This window comes from Candidatus Pelagibacter bacterium nBUS_25, assembly GCF_051200975.1.
GTDB lineage: Bacteria > Pseudomonadota > Alphaproteobacteria > Pelagibacterales > Pelagibacteraceae > Pelagibacter.
In genome coordinates this window covers 1-13,537 of record NZ_CP172846.1, presented here as the reverse complement: position 1 = coordinate 13,537, position 13,537 = coordinate 1, and the positions used below count along the sequence as shown (strand labels likewise).

At 26.5% G+C, this 13,537-nt stretch carries 16 protein-coding genes and 1 tRNA gene; 10 read left to right on the top strand and 7 right to left on the bottom strand.

Annotated features, from left to right (window positions below; translation table 11 throughout):
• Window positions 1-5 precede the first annotated feature (5 nt).
• The 3 genes from ACIJYH_RS00085 to ACIJYH_RS00075 are packed head-to-tail and all read left to right on the top strand — an operon-like array spanning window position 6 to window position 1,607.
• Window positions 6-419 carry a TerB family tellurite resistance protein gene (locus ACIJYH_RS00085; protein WP_435163042.1) on the top strand — a complete coding sequence of 138 codons (414 nt, stop codon included), beginning with the start codon at window positions 6-8 and terminating at the stop codon, window positions 417-419.
• Entirely contained in the window at window positions 419-745 is a 327-nt protein-coding gene (gene fdxA / locus ACIJYH_RS00080) for a ferredoxin FdxA (protein ID WP_435088466.1), read from the top strand. The genes ACIJYH_RS00085 and fdxA overlap by 1 nt, the downstream gene beginning before the upstream one ends.
• The gene (locus ACIJYH_RS00075; RefSeq protein WP_435163040.1) at window positions 687-1,607 is read left to right on the top strand and encodes a CarD family transcriptional regulator; all 921 of its coding nucleotides are present in this window, start codon (window positions 687-689) and stop codon (window positions 1,605-1,607) included. The genes fdxA and ACIJYH_RS00075 overlap by 59 nt, the downstream gene beginning before the upstream one ends.
• Window positions 1,608-1,975: 368 nt before the next feature.
• Here the strand turns inward: ACIJYH_RS00075 and ACIJYH_RS00070 are convergent, their stop codons facing one another.
• Window positions 1,976-3,673, bottom strand: coding sequence for an AMP-dependent synthetase/ligase (locus tag ACIJYH_RS00070; RefSeq protein ID WP_435163038.1), 1,698 nt, complete (start codon window positions 3,671-3,673; stop codon window positions 1,976-1,978).
• Between the two features lie 7 nt (window positions 3,674-3,680).
• A tRNA-Leu gene (locus ACIJYH_RS00065) sits at window positions 3,681-3,765 on the bottom strand.
• A 63-nt stretch (window positions 3,766-3,828) separates the two neighbouring features.
• On the opposite strand from ACIJYH_RS00065, the gene ACIJYH_RS00060 reads away from it, so the two are divergent.
• The 3 genes from ACIJYH_RS00060 to ACIJYH_RS00050 are packed head-to-tail and all read left to right on the top strand — an operon-like array spanning window position 3,829 to window position 5,429.
• The gene (locus ACIJYH_RS00060; RefSeq protein ID WP_435163034.1) at window positions 3,829-4,434 is read left to right on the top strand and encodes a YqaA family protein; all 606 of its coding nucleotides are present in this window, start codon (window positions 3,829-3,831) and stop codon (window positions 4,432-4,434) included.
• Window positions 4,427-4,912, top strand: coding sequence for a disulfide bond formation protein B (locus tag ACIJYH_RS00055; RefSeq protein ID WP_435163032.1), 486 nt, complete (start codon window positions 4,427-4,429; stop codon window positions 4,910-4,912). Before ACIJYH_RS00060 ends, ACIJYH_RS00055 begins: the two co-directional genes overlap by 8 nt.
• On the top strand, window positions 4,896-5,429 hold the full coding sequence (locus ACIJYH_RS00050; RefSeq protein ID WP_435163030.1) for a demethoxyubiquinone hydroxylase family protein: 534 nt from the start codon (window positions 4,896-4,898) through the stop codon (window positions 5,427-5,429). Before ACIJYH_RS00055 ends, ACIJYH_RS00050 begins: the two co-directional genes overlap by 17 nt.
• Here the strand turns inward: ACIJYH_RS00050 and ACIJYH_RS00045 are convergent.
• Together ACIJYH_RS00045 and ACIJYH_RS00040 are read right to left on the bottom strand one after the other, a co-directional pair.
• Window positions 5,426-5,995: an HNH endonuclease gene (locus tag ACIJYH_RS00045; RefSeq protein ID WP_435163028.1), complete on the bottom strand. Its 570-nt coding sequence runs from the start codon at window positions 5,993-5,995 to the stop codon at window positions 5,426-5,428. The two genes, ACIJYH_RS00050 and ACIJYH_RS00045, sit on opposite strands and share 4 nt — an antisense overlap.
• Before the next feature lie 47 nt (window positions 5,996-6,042).
• Window positions 6,043-6,693 (bottom strand): alpha/beta hydrolase, encoded by a 651-nt coding sequence (locus ACIJYH_RS00040; RefSeq protein ID WP_435163026.1) that lies wholly within the window; start codon window positions 6,691-6,693, stop codon window positions 6,043-6,045.
• A 49-nt stretch (window positions 6,694-6,742) separates the two neighbouring features.
• Here ACIJYH_RS00040 and ACIJYH_RS00035 point away from each other — a divergent pair, with 49 nt between their 5' ends.
• Entirely contained in the window at window positions 6,743-6,946 is a 204-nt protein-coding gene (locus ACIJYH_RS00035; protein WP_435088458.1) for a twin transmembrane helix small protein, read from the top strand.
• On the opposite strand, the gene ACIJYH_RS00030 is transcribed toward ACIJYH_RS00035, so the two are convergent.
• Window positions 6,943-7,452, bottom strand: coding sequence for a TlpA family protein disulfide reductase (locus tag ACIJYH_RS00030; protein ID WP_435163024.1), 510 nt, complete (start codon window positions 7,450-7,452; stop codon window positions 6,943-6,945). The two genes, ACIJYH_RS00035 and ACIJYH_RS00030, sit on opposite strands and share 4 nt — an antisense overlap.
• Before the next feature lie 24 nt (window positions 7,453-7,476).
• Here ACIJYH_RS00030 and argH point away from each other — a divergent pair, with 24 nt between their 5' ends.
• The 3 genes from argH (at window position 7,477) to ACIJYH_RS00015 (ending at window position 10,914) form a co-directional block, all read left to right on the top strand.
• Window positions 7,477-8,868 (top strand): argininosuccinate lyase, encoded by a 1,392-nt coding sequence (gene argH, locus ACIJYH_RS00025; RefSeq protein ID WP_435163022.1) that lies wholly within the window; start codon window positions 7,477-7,479, stop codon window positions 8,866-8,868.
• A 124-nt stretch (window positions 8,869-8,992) separates the two neighbouring features.
• Window positions 8,993-10,207, top strand: a complete 1,215-nt coding sequence (lysA, locus tag ACIJYH_RS00020; RefSeq protein ID WP_435163020.1) for a diaminopimelate decarboxylase — start codon at window positions 8,993-8,995, stop codon at window positions 10,205-10,207.
• Window positions 10,208-10,212: 5 nt separating this feature from the next.
• On the top strand, window positions 10,213-10,914 hold the full coding sequence (locus ACIJYH_RS00015) for a lysophospholipid acyltransferase family protein (protein ID WP_435163018.1): 702 nt from the start codon (window positions 10,213-10,215) through the stop codon (window positions 10,912-10,914).
• Here ACIJYH_RS00015 and dnaN read toward each other — a convergent pair.
• Both dnaN and dnaA read right to left on the bottom strand, forming a co-directional pair.
• Window positions 10,911-12,023, bottom strand: a complete 1,113-nt coding sequence (dnaN, locus tag ACIJYH_RS00010) for a DNA polymerase III subunit beta (RefSeq protein ID WP_435088453.1) — start codon at window positions 12,021-12,023, stop codon at window positions 10,911-10,913. The genes ACIJYH_RS00015 and dnaN overlap by 4 nt on opposite strands.
• Window positions 12,013-13,437, bottom strand: a complete 1,425-nt coding sequence (gene dnaA / locus ACIJYH_RS00005; RefSeq protein WP_435163016.1) for a chromosomal replication initiator protein DnaA — start codon at window positions 13,435-13,437, stop codon at window positions 12,013-12,015. Before dnaA ends, dnaN begins: the two co-directional genes overlap by 11 nt.
• Between the last annotated feature and the right edge of the window lie 100 nt (window positions 13,438-13,537).

Below are 13,537 nucleotides of genomic sequence, written 5' to 3'. Positions count from 1 at the left end.
TTCTGATGTTTTTTAAAAAAGATTTACCTGTTACCGAAATTAACTTTTTAGTTAGAACATGTGCATTATTAATTTATGCAGCTAAAATTGATGAAAATTATACTGAAAGTGAAGAAGAAATTATTAAAAAAACTCTTTTAGAATTAGGTGCAGACAATAAAGATATATCTAAAATTATCCAAGAGGCAAAAACTATTGAAGAAAATTCAAATCAAATATTAGATTTTACAAAAGAAGTAAAAAACTTACCTGAAGCTGACAAAATTAAAATAATTGAAGCTCTATGGTCTATTATTTACTCTAACAATGATGCTGATATTTATGAGACAAATTTAATGAGACGTCTAGCTGGCTTACTTTATATTGACAGTTCAACAATGGGCGATATTAAAGACAGAATTAAAAAAGAAAAATTATAATGACTTATATAGTTAATGATAAATGTATTAAGTGTAAATTAACTGACTGCGTTGATGTTTGCCCAGTGGATTGTTTTTATGAGGGCAAAAATATGCTTGTAATTAAACCGGATGAGTGTATAGATTGTGGCGTTTGTGAGCCAGAATGTCCAGTAGATGCCATAAAAGCAGATACTGAGTCTGGGAGTGAACAGTGGCTAGAAATCAACAAAAAATATTCAGAAATCTGGCCAAACATAAGTGAAAAAAAAGATCCTCCAACGGATCATGAAAAATTTAAAAATGAGCAAAATAAGTACGAAAAATATTTTAAAGAAAATCTTTAAAGCTAAACCTGAAAAAAAAGTGAAGAAGAAAGTTCCAACTAAAAAAGTAGCTAAAACTAAAAAATTAGTAAAAGAAAAAGTAAAAAAAACTAAAAAAGTTGTAATCAAAAAAACAACGAAAGTTTTAAAAAAAGTTGCTCCTAAACCAGGTAAGATAAAAAAAACAGCAAAAGCCTCTGAAACCAAAGAAGAACCAAAAGTTGATAACTTAAGAATTTCTAAAAGTAATGAAATAAAACCTGAAATAAAAAAAGTTAAAAAACAAGAAACTGAAAAAAGAGAATATAAAATAAAAGACCACATTGTTTATCCAAAGCACGGCGTTGGTCAAATCACAGAATTTAAAAAGATAAATATTGGTGGTATTGATGTAGAAACATACGTCATAAAGTTTGAAAAAGATAAAGCCAACGGTATGGTTCCAGTTAATAAGCAATCTCACTTGAGACCTCTGGCAACAATCAATCAAGTTAATAAATGTATTTCCATTTTAAAAAGTAAGCCAAAAATTAAAAGATCTATGTGGAGTAGAAGAGCACAAGAATATGAAGCTAAAATTTCTTCTGGTAAAATTTATGAATTAGCAGAGGTAGTTAGGGATTTAAATAAAGGCGATGATCTTATGGTTGACCAATCTTATAGTGAAAGACAATTGTTTGAAAAAGCATATGAAAGAATTTTATCAGAGTTTCAAATTGTGCTGAATGTATCTTTAGAGGATACACAAAAGAAACTTGATAAGGCGTTAAAAAGAAATTTAGGTGGACAGGCACAACCAATAGCTTCTGCACCAAAATCACCTACAGCAGAATTACCTGTTGAAGAGCCTCCAACTGATCCAGACGAAAATTTAGACGAATAAAAAAAACGCCTCTCATACAGTTTGTAATGAGAAGCGTTTTTAGTAAAGATTAGTAAATTACTATCTTTTTCTTTTTTTAGCTTTTTTAGCCTTTTTTGCTTTTTTCTTAGTTTTCTTTGCTGCTTTTTTCTTAGTTTTTTTAGCAGCTTTTTTTCTTTTCTTAGGCATCTTTAGCTCCCTGTTTAAGTTAAACGAATCAAGTTGATTCGCTATTACTATATTTTTATTTTTTTATGTAAGTTATGTCAATTCTTTAATTAAAACTGAATTTTTAAATAAATTTTTTATTTTTTATTTTTTATTTAAAATTTTATTTAATCAATTTAATTAATGTTTATGCGGATAATAAACACACTTAATAATAATATTTAATAAAGTTCTTCTAATTGATTTTTATATTTATTAATTATTTTATATCTTTTTAATTTTAACGTTGGAGTCATTAATCCATTTTCAATTGTGAATTGTTCTTCAGCAACAATAAATTTTTTTATTTTTTCTATTTTTGGTAAATTTTTATTTATTATTTCTATTTCACGATCAATTTCATTGTTAGAAGTTTTTTTAAATTCTTTATTTAAGATTAATAGAGCAACTAAATAAGGTTTACTATCTCCATATACTAATGACTGTTCTATAAAATTTATTTTAGCAAGATCATTTTCTATCTTAACTGGAGAAATATTATCTCCTCCAAGGGTAATTATAATATCTTTTTTTCTATCAGTAATTTTTAAATATCTATTATCAAAATGACCAATGTCACCTGTATATAACCACTCATCTTTTAACACTTTATCTGTTTCTGCCTTATTATTCCAATATCCTAACATTACATTTTCTCCCTTGATCAAAATTTCTCCATCATCAGCTATTTTAACTTGATTTCCTGTGAAGGGAGGTCCCACAGTTTGAATTCTTATATCGTGAATTGGATTGCAGCTCACAACTGGAGAAGTTTCGGTTAAACCATAACCTTGCAGCGTTGGAAGTCCTATTGAGTTTAAAAATACTCCAACTTCCTTATCAAGTGCTCCTCCACCTGATATAAAAGCTTTTAATGATCCTCCAAATTGAGATTTTATTTTTTTTCTAACTAATGTTTCACAAACTAAATTTTGTAAAGACTCAAGTAAGGAAAATTTTTCTTTTAATAGTTTCTTTTTACCTAACTGTAATGTTTTATTTATTAGATAATTTTTAAAACCCTTGGTCTTCTTAAAGCTTGTACCAATTTTTTGATACAAATTTTGATAAAACCGTGGCACAGCCGTCATTATATCAGGGCTACAATCACTCATATTCTTAATTAGTTTATCAATACTTTCTGCATAAAAAACCTGAGCACCAATTGCAATCTGAACAAATTGTACGGTATGCTCATATGAATGAGACAAAGGTAACCAAGTAAGAAATTTTGGTTTTACTGAAATGATTTCATTTAATAATAAAATTGATCCCTCACAATTACTTAGTATGCCTCCATGACTTAACATTACACCTTTTGGGTTACCTTGTGTACCAGATGTATAAATTATACATGCTAAATCTTTTCTTTTTATTTCAAGATTTAATAAATTCTTTTCTTTAAATTGTTTTTTTTTAAAAATTTCTTTTATGCAAATTATTTTATGATCGTTTTTGAAGCTTTCAAATGAAATTATTTTCTTAATAAATGTTTTATTACTTATAAAATTCTTTATCTTTTCGTATTGATTTTCATCAGAAACAATTATTACTGATGGTTCGCAATCGTCTATCAAATATTCATAATCTCTTTCGGTATAGGTTGTGTAAGCTGGAACTGTTACGCCTTTAGATAACATAATGGCTAAATCGGAAATCATCCACTCTGGCCTGTTTTCTGAAATTAACAAGCATCGATCACTATTATCAATAATTTTATCTAATTCTTCAGCCAACTTTAAAATATTTAGGTATGTATCTTGCCAAGTAAATTTCAAGTTATGGTCTTTTAGTGATTGAAGAAAAATTTGATCAGGTTTTTCTTTTACAAATTGATAATGAAACAATTCTAAAAGGTTGTTATATTGATCTATATTCATAAATTCTTGGTGGGCGAAGAGAGAATCGAACTCTCACTTCTTGCGAAACACGATTTTGAGTCGTGCGCGTCTACCAGTTCCGCCATTCGCCCTTAATTATTAATAAAATAATATTTTAAATAGTATAAGAACTAAAATTATAATAAAACCAAAAAATGTTTAAAACTCTTTACCTAAAATGTTTAGATTTAGCTTCTCATAAAAATTCTAATTTTTTTTTAGGTATAGTTTCTTTCGCTGAAAGTTCTTTTTTTCCAATTCCTCCTGATGTTATGATCATTCCAATGGTCATTGCTAAAAAGATTAAATATATTAAGATTTTTATAATAGCGTCTATTTTTTCAGTTTTGGGTGGTATATTCGGATACATGTTAGGTGCTATATTTTTTGATATGGCAATGGGAGTAATTGAGTTTTATGGCTATGAAAACAAAGTTTCTGCCTTAAAAAATAGTCTAACACTTGAAGAAGGTTTTCTGGCTTGGTTAGGGGTGCTTTTTCTAGCTGGCTTTACTCCATTACCCTATAAAGTGTTTACTATTGCAAGCGGATTAATTGGTTTTAATTTATTAGGCTTTATATTGGTCAGCTTAATTTCAAGAAGTTTAAGATTTTTTATCATAGCTTATTTATCATATAGATTTGGTCATTTATTTACACAGTTCATGAGCAAATATGGTTCTAAATGGTTTGCTATTGTTGGCATATTATTAGTTTTAATATTTGTTATTATATATTTAATTCACAAGTTTAATGCTTAGTCTAATTCAAAAAAATTTATTCAAAACTATTTTTCTAATTAGTTTAATTTCATTAATTTCAGCTTACTTTATTGAGCTTGTTCTAGGCCATCAACCTTGTAATCTTTGTTTATTGGAAAGAATACCCTATTTCTTTTCAATAATTATAATTATTCTAAATTTAAAATTTAATCATTTTGAAAAATTTTTTATTTTCTTATTAATAATAGTGTTTCTTGGTGCAACACTACTATCTTTATACCACTTCGGTATTGAGCAAGGCTTAATACAAGAATCACTTGTGTGTGATCTTCAAAATGCATCTGAAACTCTATCTAAAGAAGAAATACTCAAGCAATTGCAACAAAAAAGTGTTAGTTGCAAAGATGTAACATTTAAAATCTTTGGATTATCGCTTACAACATTTAATATAATTATTTCATGTTTAATAACTATTATCTTAATAAAAATATATTTTGAATATGACAAAAATAGATAAAAAAAAAATTGAAGAATTCATAAGAGTTGATCATGCTGGTGAACGTGGAGCAGTTAAAATATATGAAGGTCAATTACTAGCTCTTAATACATTTATAAAAGATGAAAGTTTAAAAAAAACTATTGAGGAAATGAAAATACATGAAAAAGAACATTGCGAATTTTTTGAAAATGAAATTAAAAAAAGAAAAATTCCTCCGACAAAATTGTTGCCTCTTTGGGATTTGCTTGGTGTTGGTTTAGGTTTTGGTTCAACTTTACTTGGTAAAAAAGCAGCAATGCTGTGTACAGCTTCTGTGGAAGAGGTAATTGATGAACACTACTTAAATCAAATAAAACAGCTTGGAAGCAATGAAAAAAATTTAAAGAAAAAGATTACTAAATTTAGACAAGATGAGTTAAATCACAAAGATATAGCTTACGAAAAGGGTGCAACAAAAAAGGGTGCCTATTCAATTTTAGATTTAATGATTAAAACTGGCTCTAAAATTGCAATTAATATTTCTGAAAAAATTTAAGACTCTAACTCAACATCCCAATATAAATAATCCATCCAACTTTTATGCAAAAAATTAGGTGGAAAGTTTTTACCATTTTTGTGTAAATCTTCAGTTGTAGGTCTATAAGGATTTTGATTAAGCGACATACCTGAATATTTTAATAATTTTCCTCCTTTTCTCACATTGCACAAAGAACATGCGGTAACCACATTATCCCAATTTGTTTCACCTCCTTTTGATCTCGGTAACAAGTGATCAAAAGTAAGCTCTTCATTACTTCCGCAATATTGACAAGAAAACTTATCTCTTAAAAATACATTAAACCTTGTAAAACTAGGTTTTGATTGTGGTACGATATAATCTTTTAAAGCAATGACACTTGGTAATTTCATATCAAATGATGGACTTCTGATTGTTCGATCATAATTACTAACAATTATAACTCTATCTAGAAAAACAGATTTAACAGTATCTTGCCAAGACCATAAAGATAATGGATAATAGCTTAATGGTCTGTAATCAGCATTAAGAACTAAAGCTGGGCACTTTTCTAATGAAACATTTTGTTCAAAAAAATTATTCATTAACTATTTTTAACTTAGTTGAGTTATTTTATCAATAATAAGAGATATTAAAATTTTTTTAAAATATAATTAAGAGCTGTACTTGATGCTTCCATAGGAATATGATGATCACAATTTTTAATTAATAGAGTCTCAACTTCAATATTATTTCTAATTAAAAAGTCTTTTGCTTCTAATAAACTTGTTGAAGGTACTATTTGATCTGACTCACCATGTATCAATAAAGTATTTGTAGAATTTTTTATTCTATTTTTTAGATTATTCTGATTGATAATTTTTCCTGAAAAACCAACAATGCATGAAAATTTTTTCTCAGAAGTTAAACCCACATTAATTGACATCATGCATCCTTGGCTAAATCCTGATAAACATATTTTATCATTAGTTAAATTAAAATCTTGCTTAATTTCATGAATAAATTTTTGAATTTTATTTTCAGCCTTTATAGATTGTTCAAGGATATATTCAGGATCATCCTTAGTTAAATCAAACCACTGAAATCCTGATGGATTAATTGAGCAAATTTCATGTCCATTAGGACAAATAAAAACTGTATTTGGCATATGTCTTTTCCAATTTAAAGACAGCATGCTTATATCTTTGCCATCACCTCCATACCCATGAAGTAAGATTATAGCATTTTTGATCTCGTTCCCATTTTCTGGTTTTATAATTATAGAGTTTAGGCAAAATGTCATAGTCAATTAATTATGTTTTTTATTTTTTAAAACACACTACAATAATTATATGATTTCAGGAATATTAGTTAAAATTATATCTATTGTACTTTTATTAGCAGTTGGAATTGTTTTAATTTTAGGTATTGGAACTCTATTTAAAGGTGGAGAGACTAGTAAAAAATACTCTAATAAATTAATGCAATTAAGAGTTCTTTTGCAATTTATAGCAATACTTGTTCTTGTTGCGTTTGCCTATTTTTTTAAAAACTAATTATAATTTTTTAACCACTCAATAAATTTTAAATTATCAAAATCTATTGAACCCATAATCCTTGCGAATTCTTTGCCCTCAGTATTAAAAAGTACTGTTGTTGGAACTCCACGTAGTGAAAGTTTTTTTGCTAAAGTTATTGGATTGTCAAAATAAGGTTCTAAATTTTTAATATTCAATTCTTGTAAAAATTTATTAACCTTTTTTAAATTTTCTTTTTCAATATTAATTACAAAAATTTTTAAATTATTAAGTTTTGGATTATTTTGAAGTCTATCCAATGATGGCATTTCTTCCTTGCATGGCTCACACCAAGTTGCCCAAAAATTCATTAAAACCAAGCTTCCATTAAAATCTTTAATATTAATTTTTTGATCTTTTTTGTCTAAAAAAATTAGATTATCGTATGTTTTTGGGTCTTTATGTATGACTATATTTTTTATTTCAGACAATTCATTTGCCGCAACACTTGTTATCAAAAAAATAAATAATATTAAGAATCTCATGTTAAATAGGTATAATTAAATAACATGAGAAAAAATAAAAACAACCAAGCAATTTGGAATACTAGAATTAAAAAAAGTTCATCGACTTTATTTCAAAAAGTAGGTAATTCTTTAGATATCGATAAGAGACTTTACCTAGAAGATATTCAAGGGTCCATTGCACATGTTGAAATGCTCTTTAAACAAAAAATTATTTCTTTTAGAATTAAAAATAAAATTATCTATGGTCTAAATAAAATAGAAAAGGAAATATCGAATAAAAAATTTGAGTTTGATAAGAAATATGAAGATATTCACATGAATATTGAAAAAAGACTTTTTCAAATAATTGGTGATGAAGCAGGTTATGTTCATACAGCTAGATCAAGAAACGACCAAGTTATTACAGATTTTAAAATTTGGATGAGATCTGCAACCAAAGAGATTAACTTTAATTTAGATAAAGTAATTAAAAGTACATTAAAATTAGCTGAAAAAAATATTGAAACCATAATGCCTGGTTTTACACACCTTAAAAATGCTCAAGCTATTTCATTTGCCCACTATTTAATGGCTTATGTTGAAATGTTTAATAGAGACAAAAAAAGATTTAATAATAATTTAGATAGCTTAGATGAAAATCCATTAGGAGTTGCTGCTTTGACAGGCACTTCTTTTAATATAGATAGAAATTATACTAGTAAAAAACTTGGTTTTAAAAGACCAACAAATAATTCAATTGATACTGTTTCAGATAGAGATTTTGTTTTAGATTTTTTGTATAGTATTTCTGTATGTTCAATGCATATTTCAAGAATTGCAGAGGAATTAATCATATGGAGCTCAGATGGATTTAGTTTATTAAATTTATCAGATAAAGTTGTAACAGGCTCCTCCATAATGCCACAAAAGAAAAACCCTGATCTTCTAGAATATTTAAGAGGAAAATCTGGGAGCAGTTATGGAAATTTATTCTCTATGCTTACGATTTTGAAAGGATTGCCTTTATCTTATTTCAAAGATCTTCAGGATGATAAGGAAATTGTTTTTAAATCTAATGACATTTTAATAAATAGTCTAAAAATATTTGATGAAGTACTTAAGAATTCTAGCCCTAATAAAAAAAGAATGCTTGAACTTGCTAATACGGGCTACATTACTGCAACAGATCTTGCAGATTATCTTGTAAAAAACCACTCCATGTCATTTAGAAAAGCTTATCAAAAAACAGCTGCTGTGGTTAATTTGGCTGAAAAGAAAAAAAAGAAACTAAATGAGTTAAGCTTAGAGGAATTAAAAAAAATTGAGCCAAAATTAACTAGCGAAGTTTTAAAAGTGTTTGATTTAACAAATTCTGTAAATTCTAAAAAATCTTATGGAGGAACAGCTTTTGAAAATATTAAAAAAATGATAATAAAATATAAAAAACAAAAATGATTAAAAAAATTATCTTTACCTTTTTACTTAGTTGTTTATTGATCTCTTGTGGAAAAAAAGGAGATCCTGAATATAAAGATCCAAAACAAAAAGCTGAAATAATAATCCTTACCAATAAGGCTTGATGAAATATATCAAAAAAATACTAACAATTGAAAAAGTAAAAGTTCGAGATATTGCTAAAAAATTTGATACACCAACTTATTGTTATTCTTATAATCAGTTAAAAAAAAATATTAATGACTTTAAAAAAAATTTTGAATCTTTTTCTCCATTAATCTGTTTTGCAATTAAATCTAATACGAATGTAAATTTAATTAGAGAAATCAAAAAATTTGGTTTAGGAGCAGATGTTGTATCAATAGGAGAACTTATGATGGCTCTTAAAGCAGGTATTAATCCAAAAAAAATTGTCTTTTCAGGTGTTGGCAAAACATCAAAGGAAATAGCTTATGCTATTGATAAAAAAATATTATTAATAAATGCTGAGTCTAAAAGTGAAATCAAAGAAATTGATAGAATAGCAAAAAATAAAAAAAAGAAAGTACAAATTGGTATTAGATTAAATCCAAATACAGATGCAAATACTTTAAGTCAAATTTCAACTGGTAAAAAAGAAAATAAGTTTGGTGTAAATGAAAAGACATTTTTAGAGCTTGTTAATTACTGCATGGGTTCCAAAAATATTAGTCTAAAATGTTTGAGTGTTCATATTGGGAGTCAAATTTTAGACCATAAACCTTATGAAAAAATGCTTAATGTGATTGATAAAATTATTGTTAAAACTAAACATAACTTTGAATTTATTGATTTAGGTGGAGGAATGGGAATTTCCTATGGTGATAATAATAGAAAACTTAATTACACCAAATACAATATTGCCATCAAAAAATTTTTAAAAAAACATTCTACAAAAATCATTTTTGAACCAGGAAGATCTATAGTCGGAAATATAGGTTTTTTAATTTCTAAAGTCATTTACATTAAAGAAAATGATGAGAAAGATTTTGTTATACTAGATGCGGCCATGAATGATTTAATGAGACCCGCTTTATATGGAGCAAATCACAAAACATTAACCTCAATCAAAACAAATCGAAAATCAAAAAAAACCTATGAATTTGTAGGTCCCATTTGTGAGAGTACAGACAAATTTGCGTCATTAAAAAATTTTCAGAAATTAAAGGAAAAAGATATTATTGTGATGTGTGATGTTGGTGCATATGGGATGTCATTAAGCTCAAATTATAATGTTAGGCCAAAACCAGCAGAATTACTAATTGAAGAGTCAAAAATTAGAATTATTAAAAAAAGGCAAAAGCACAAAGATTTGATGTAGCTTTAATGATAAGAAACTTTATATTTTCAATATTCTTTTTTTCTGGAATAATTATTATTTCATTATTTTTTTTACCTGCTTTTCTTTTACCTCAAAAAGTTGTTTTATTTGGCGGTAAATTGATGGGTTATTGGACAAGTTTTTGTTTAAAGTTTTTTTTATCCACAAAAATAATAATTAAAGGTAAAGAAAATATTATAAATAATGAAAAATTTTTTATTGCTGCATCTCATCAATCAATGTTTGAAACATTTTATCTTCAAACTATTTTCAATTCACCAGTTTTCATTTTAAAAAAAGAGTTACTTTTAATTCCAATTTTTGGCTGGTATCTTAAAAAAATTGGATCAATATCAATTAAGAGAAATAAAGTTACCAAGGATAACTTGGGATTCTTTGAAGATATCTCTAAAATAATTGATGAATCTAAACGACCATTAATAATCTTTCCACAAGGTACTAGGGTTCCGCCAAGTGAAAGACCTCCTTTTAAAAAAGGTGCATCAAGAATTTATGAAGAATTAAAAATTTCTTGCCAGCCAGTTGCTGTTAATTCGGGTTATGTTTGGCCTAAAAAGGGTCTAAAACATAGCAATAAAGTAATAACTATTTCAATCTTAAAACCAATAATAGCAGGTTACTCGAAGAAAGATTTTATCAAAATTTTAGAAAATAATATTTATGAAGAACTTAATTTGTTAAACTAACCCTTCATAGGCATAACCACAAAAATACTATCAAAATCACCTGGATCTTTTATTAAAGCTGGTGAGCCTGTGTCATTAAAAAATATTTCAACTCTTTCTCCATCTAATTGCGAAGCAACATCAATTAAGTATCTTGAGTTAAAACTTATTTCTAAATCATGATCAAATTTTACATTTAATGTTTCTTTACCATCACCACTATTTGTATTATTAACCGAAAGGTCTAGAGTATCTTTTGATAAATTGAATTTAACTCCATCTTTTTTATCCAAAGATACAGAAGCAACTCTGTCAACAGAATTTAAAAATAACTTTAAATCTATTTCTAGTTTTTTTTGATTATTCTTTGGTATTACCTGAATATAATTTGGAAATTTCCCATCAATTAGTTTTGAAATCAATATGCTATTATTTAACTCAAATTTTATCTTTGATTTAATGTTAGATACTTTAACATCTCCATCATAACTATCTAGCAACGAGCATAATTGAAAAATAGTTTTTTTTGGAAGTATAATTGGTTCAAAATCAATTTTTTGATCTAATCTTATTTTTGAAATGGACATTCTGTGACTATCAGTTGCTACAGCCGTTAAATAATTTTTATCCTCAACTTCTGTCTGATGAAAATAAATCCCACTTAGATAATGTCTTGTTTCATCATTAGAAACTGAAAATTTACATTTATTTAATAATTTTAAAAGCTGTTTAGATTTTATTGTAAATTCATTTTGATTAAAATTTTCATCAGTTAATGGAAATTCAGTTGCACTAATACAATTTAAGTTGAATATAGATTTTTCTGACTCTACTTGTAATTTACTGACGTCTGTCAAAGATAAATTAATTTTTTTTCCAGAAGAGAATTTTCTTATGATATCATACATAATTGAAGAGGTTGTTGTTGTTCTTCCTTCTTCTAACACTTCAACATTATTTAATTGGTGAATAAATATTAAGTCTAAATCTGTTGCTGTAATTGTTAATCTGGAATTACTTGCGTCTAATAAAATATTAGACAATATAGGTAGAGTACTTCTCTTTTCAATTACACCCTGGCAGTAATTCAATGCTTGCTGAAGATCTTGTTGATTTACGTTAAATTTCATTATCTTTATTATTATATAATATCTGGTTTTTTAATTTATTAATATTATCTACCATCTCAGGATTTTTTTCTTTAATTTTTTCAATGGTTTTAACTGAATGTATTATGGTAGTATGATCCCTATTTGAAAACTCTCTTCCAATTTCTGGTAAAGATTTTGATGTCAAAATTTTTGTTAAATATATAGCGGTTTGTCTAGGTCTAACTAAATATCTGGATCTTCTTGATGAAAGCATTTCATTCTTACTTATTTTAAAGAATTTACATACTGTTGTTTGAATTAAATCTATTGTTACTTTATTTTCAGCCAGATTTAACAAATCTTTCAAAACAACCTTTGTTTCAGCCAAATTTGGAACTTTGTTGTAGATTCTAGAAAATGAAACTACTCTATTTATTGCTCCAACTAATTCTCTAACACTTGCTGTAATTTCAGTACTTATAAAATCTTGTATTTCTTTTGATACTTGTAGTTGGTCTGCATATAAATTGTTTAATTCCTCAGTTTTTTTTTCAACAATTTTTTTTCTAAGTTCAAGATCAGGTTTTTGAATATCGACAACTAAACCACCAGAAAATCTAGACTTAATTCTATCTTGAATTCTTGATAGTTTGTTTGGTGCTCTGTCAGCTGATACAATTATTTGAGAACCTTTATCTAATAATGCATTAAATGTATGAAAAAATTCTTCCTGCATCGCTTCTTTACCACTTATAAATTGAATATCATCAATTAATAAAATATCTGTATTTCTAAAATATTCCTTAAATTTAACCATATCATTAGCTTTGATCGATTTCACAAACTGATACATAAACCGTTCAGCTGATATAAACATTACTTTGTTATTTTTTTTAAGTTCAATTCCAATTGAGTTTAATAGATGGGTTTTACCCATTCCCACACCACCATAAATGTAAAGTGGATTATAATGAGATATATTTTCTGAAACCTTTAACGATGCTTCATAAGCAAGTTTATTGCTTGTACCAGTTATAAAGTTGTCGAATCTTTTATTTGGATCAATTCGATTATACTGCAAATAAGAATCTTTTATAAATGATACATTTTCACTTCTATCGGGTAATTGTTCATTAACATTTATATTTTCAAGATTTTGATTTGTATTTTTGTCATCAATTTTAAATTCAATTCTAATAATATCTTTTTTATATAAACGAATTATTTGTAAAATTTGATCAATGTATCTTGATGTAATCCAGTCTCTAATAAATCTTGTTGGAACAGATAATAATAAATAATTATTAAATTCATCCACAAAAGTAATTTTTTTAAGCCAGCTTTCATAAACGTCTAGTCCTAGCTTATTTTTCATTTCAGACTGAACTAATTTCCAATCAAAATTTTCAGACTTAAAACTATTTAAATTATTTATATTTGTAGATTTGTTCATAACTTGTAGGGAAATCTCAGTTAGAACGAAATAAAAAAATTTGCAACCACTTAATATTTTTTTTTAAAAATAAATTAAATCTATGATTGTAGAATTTAAT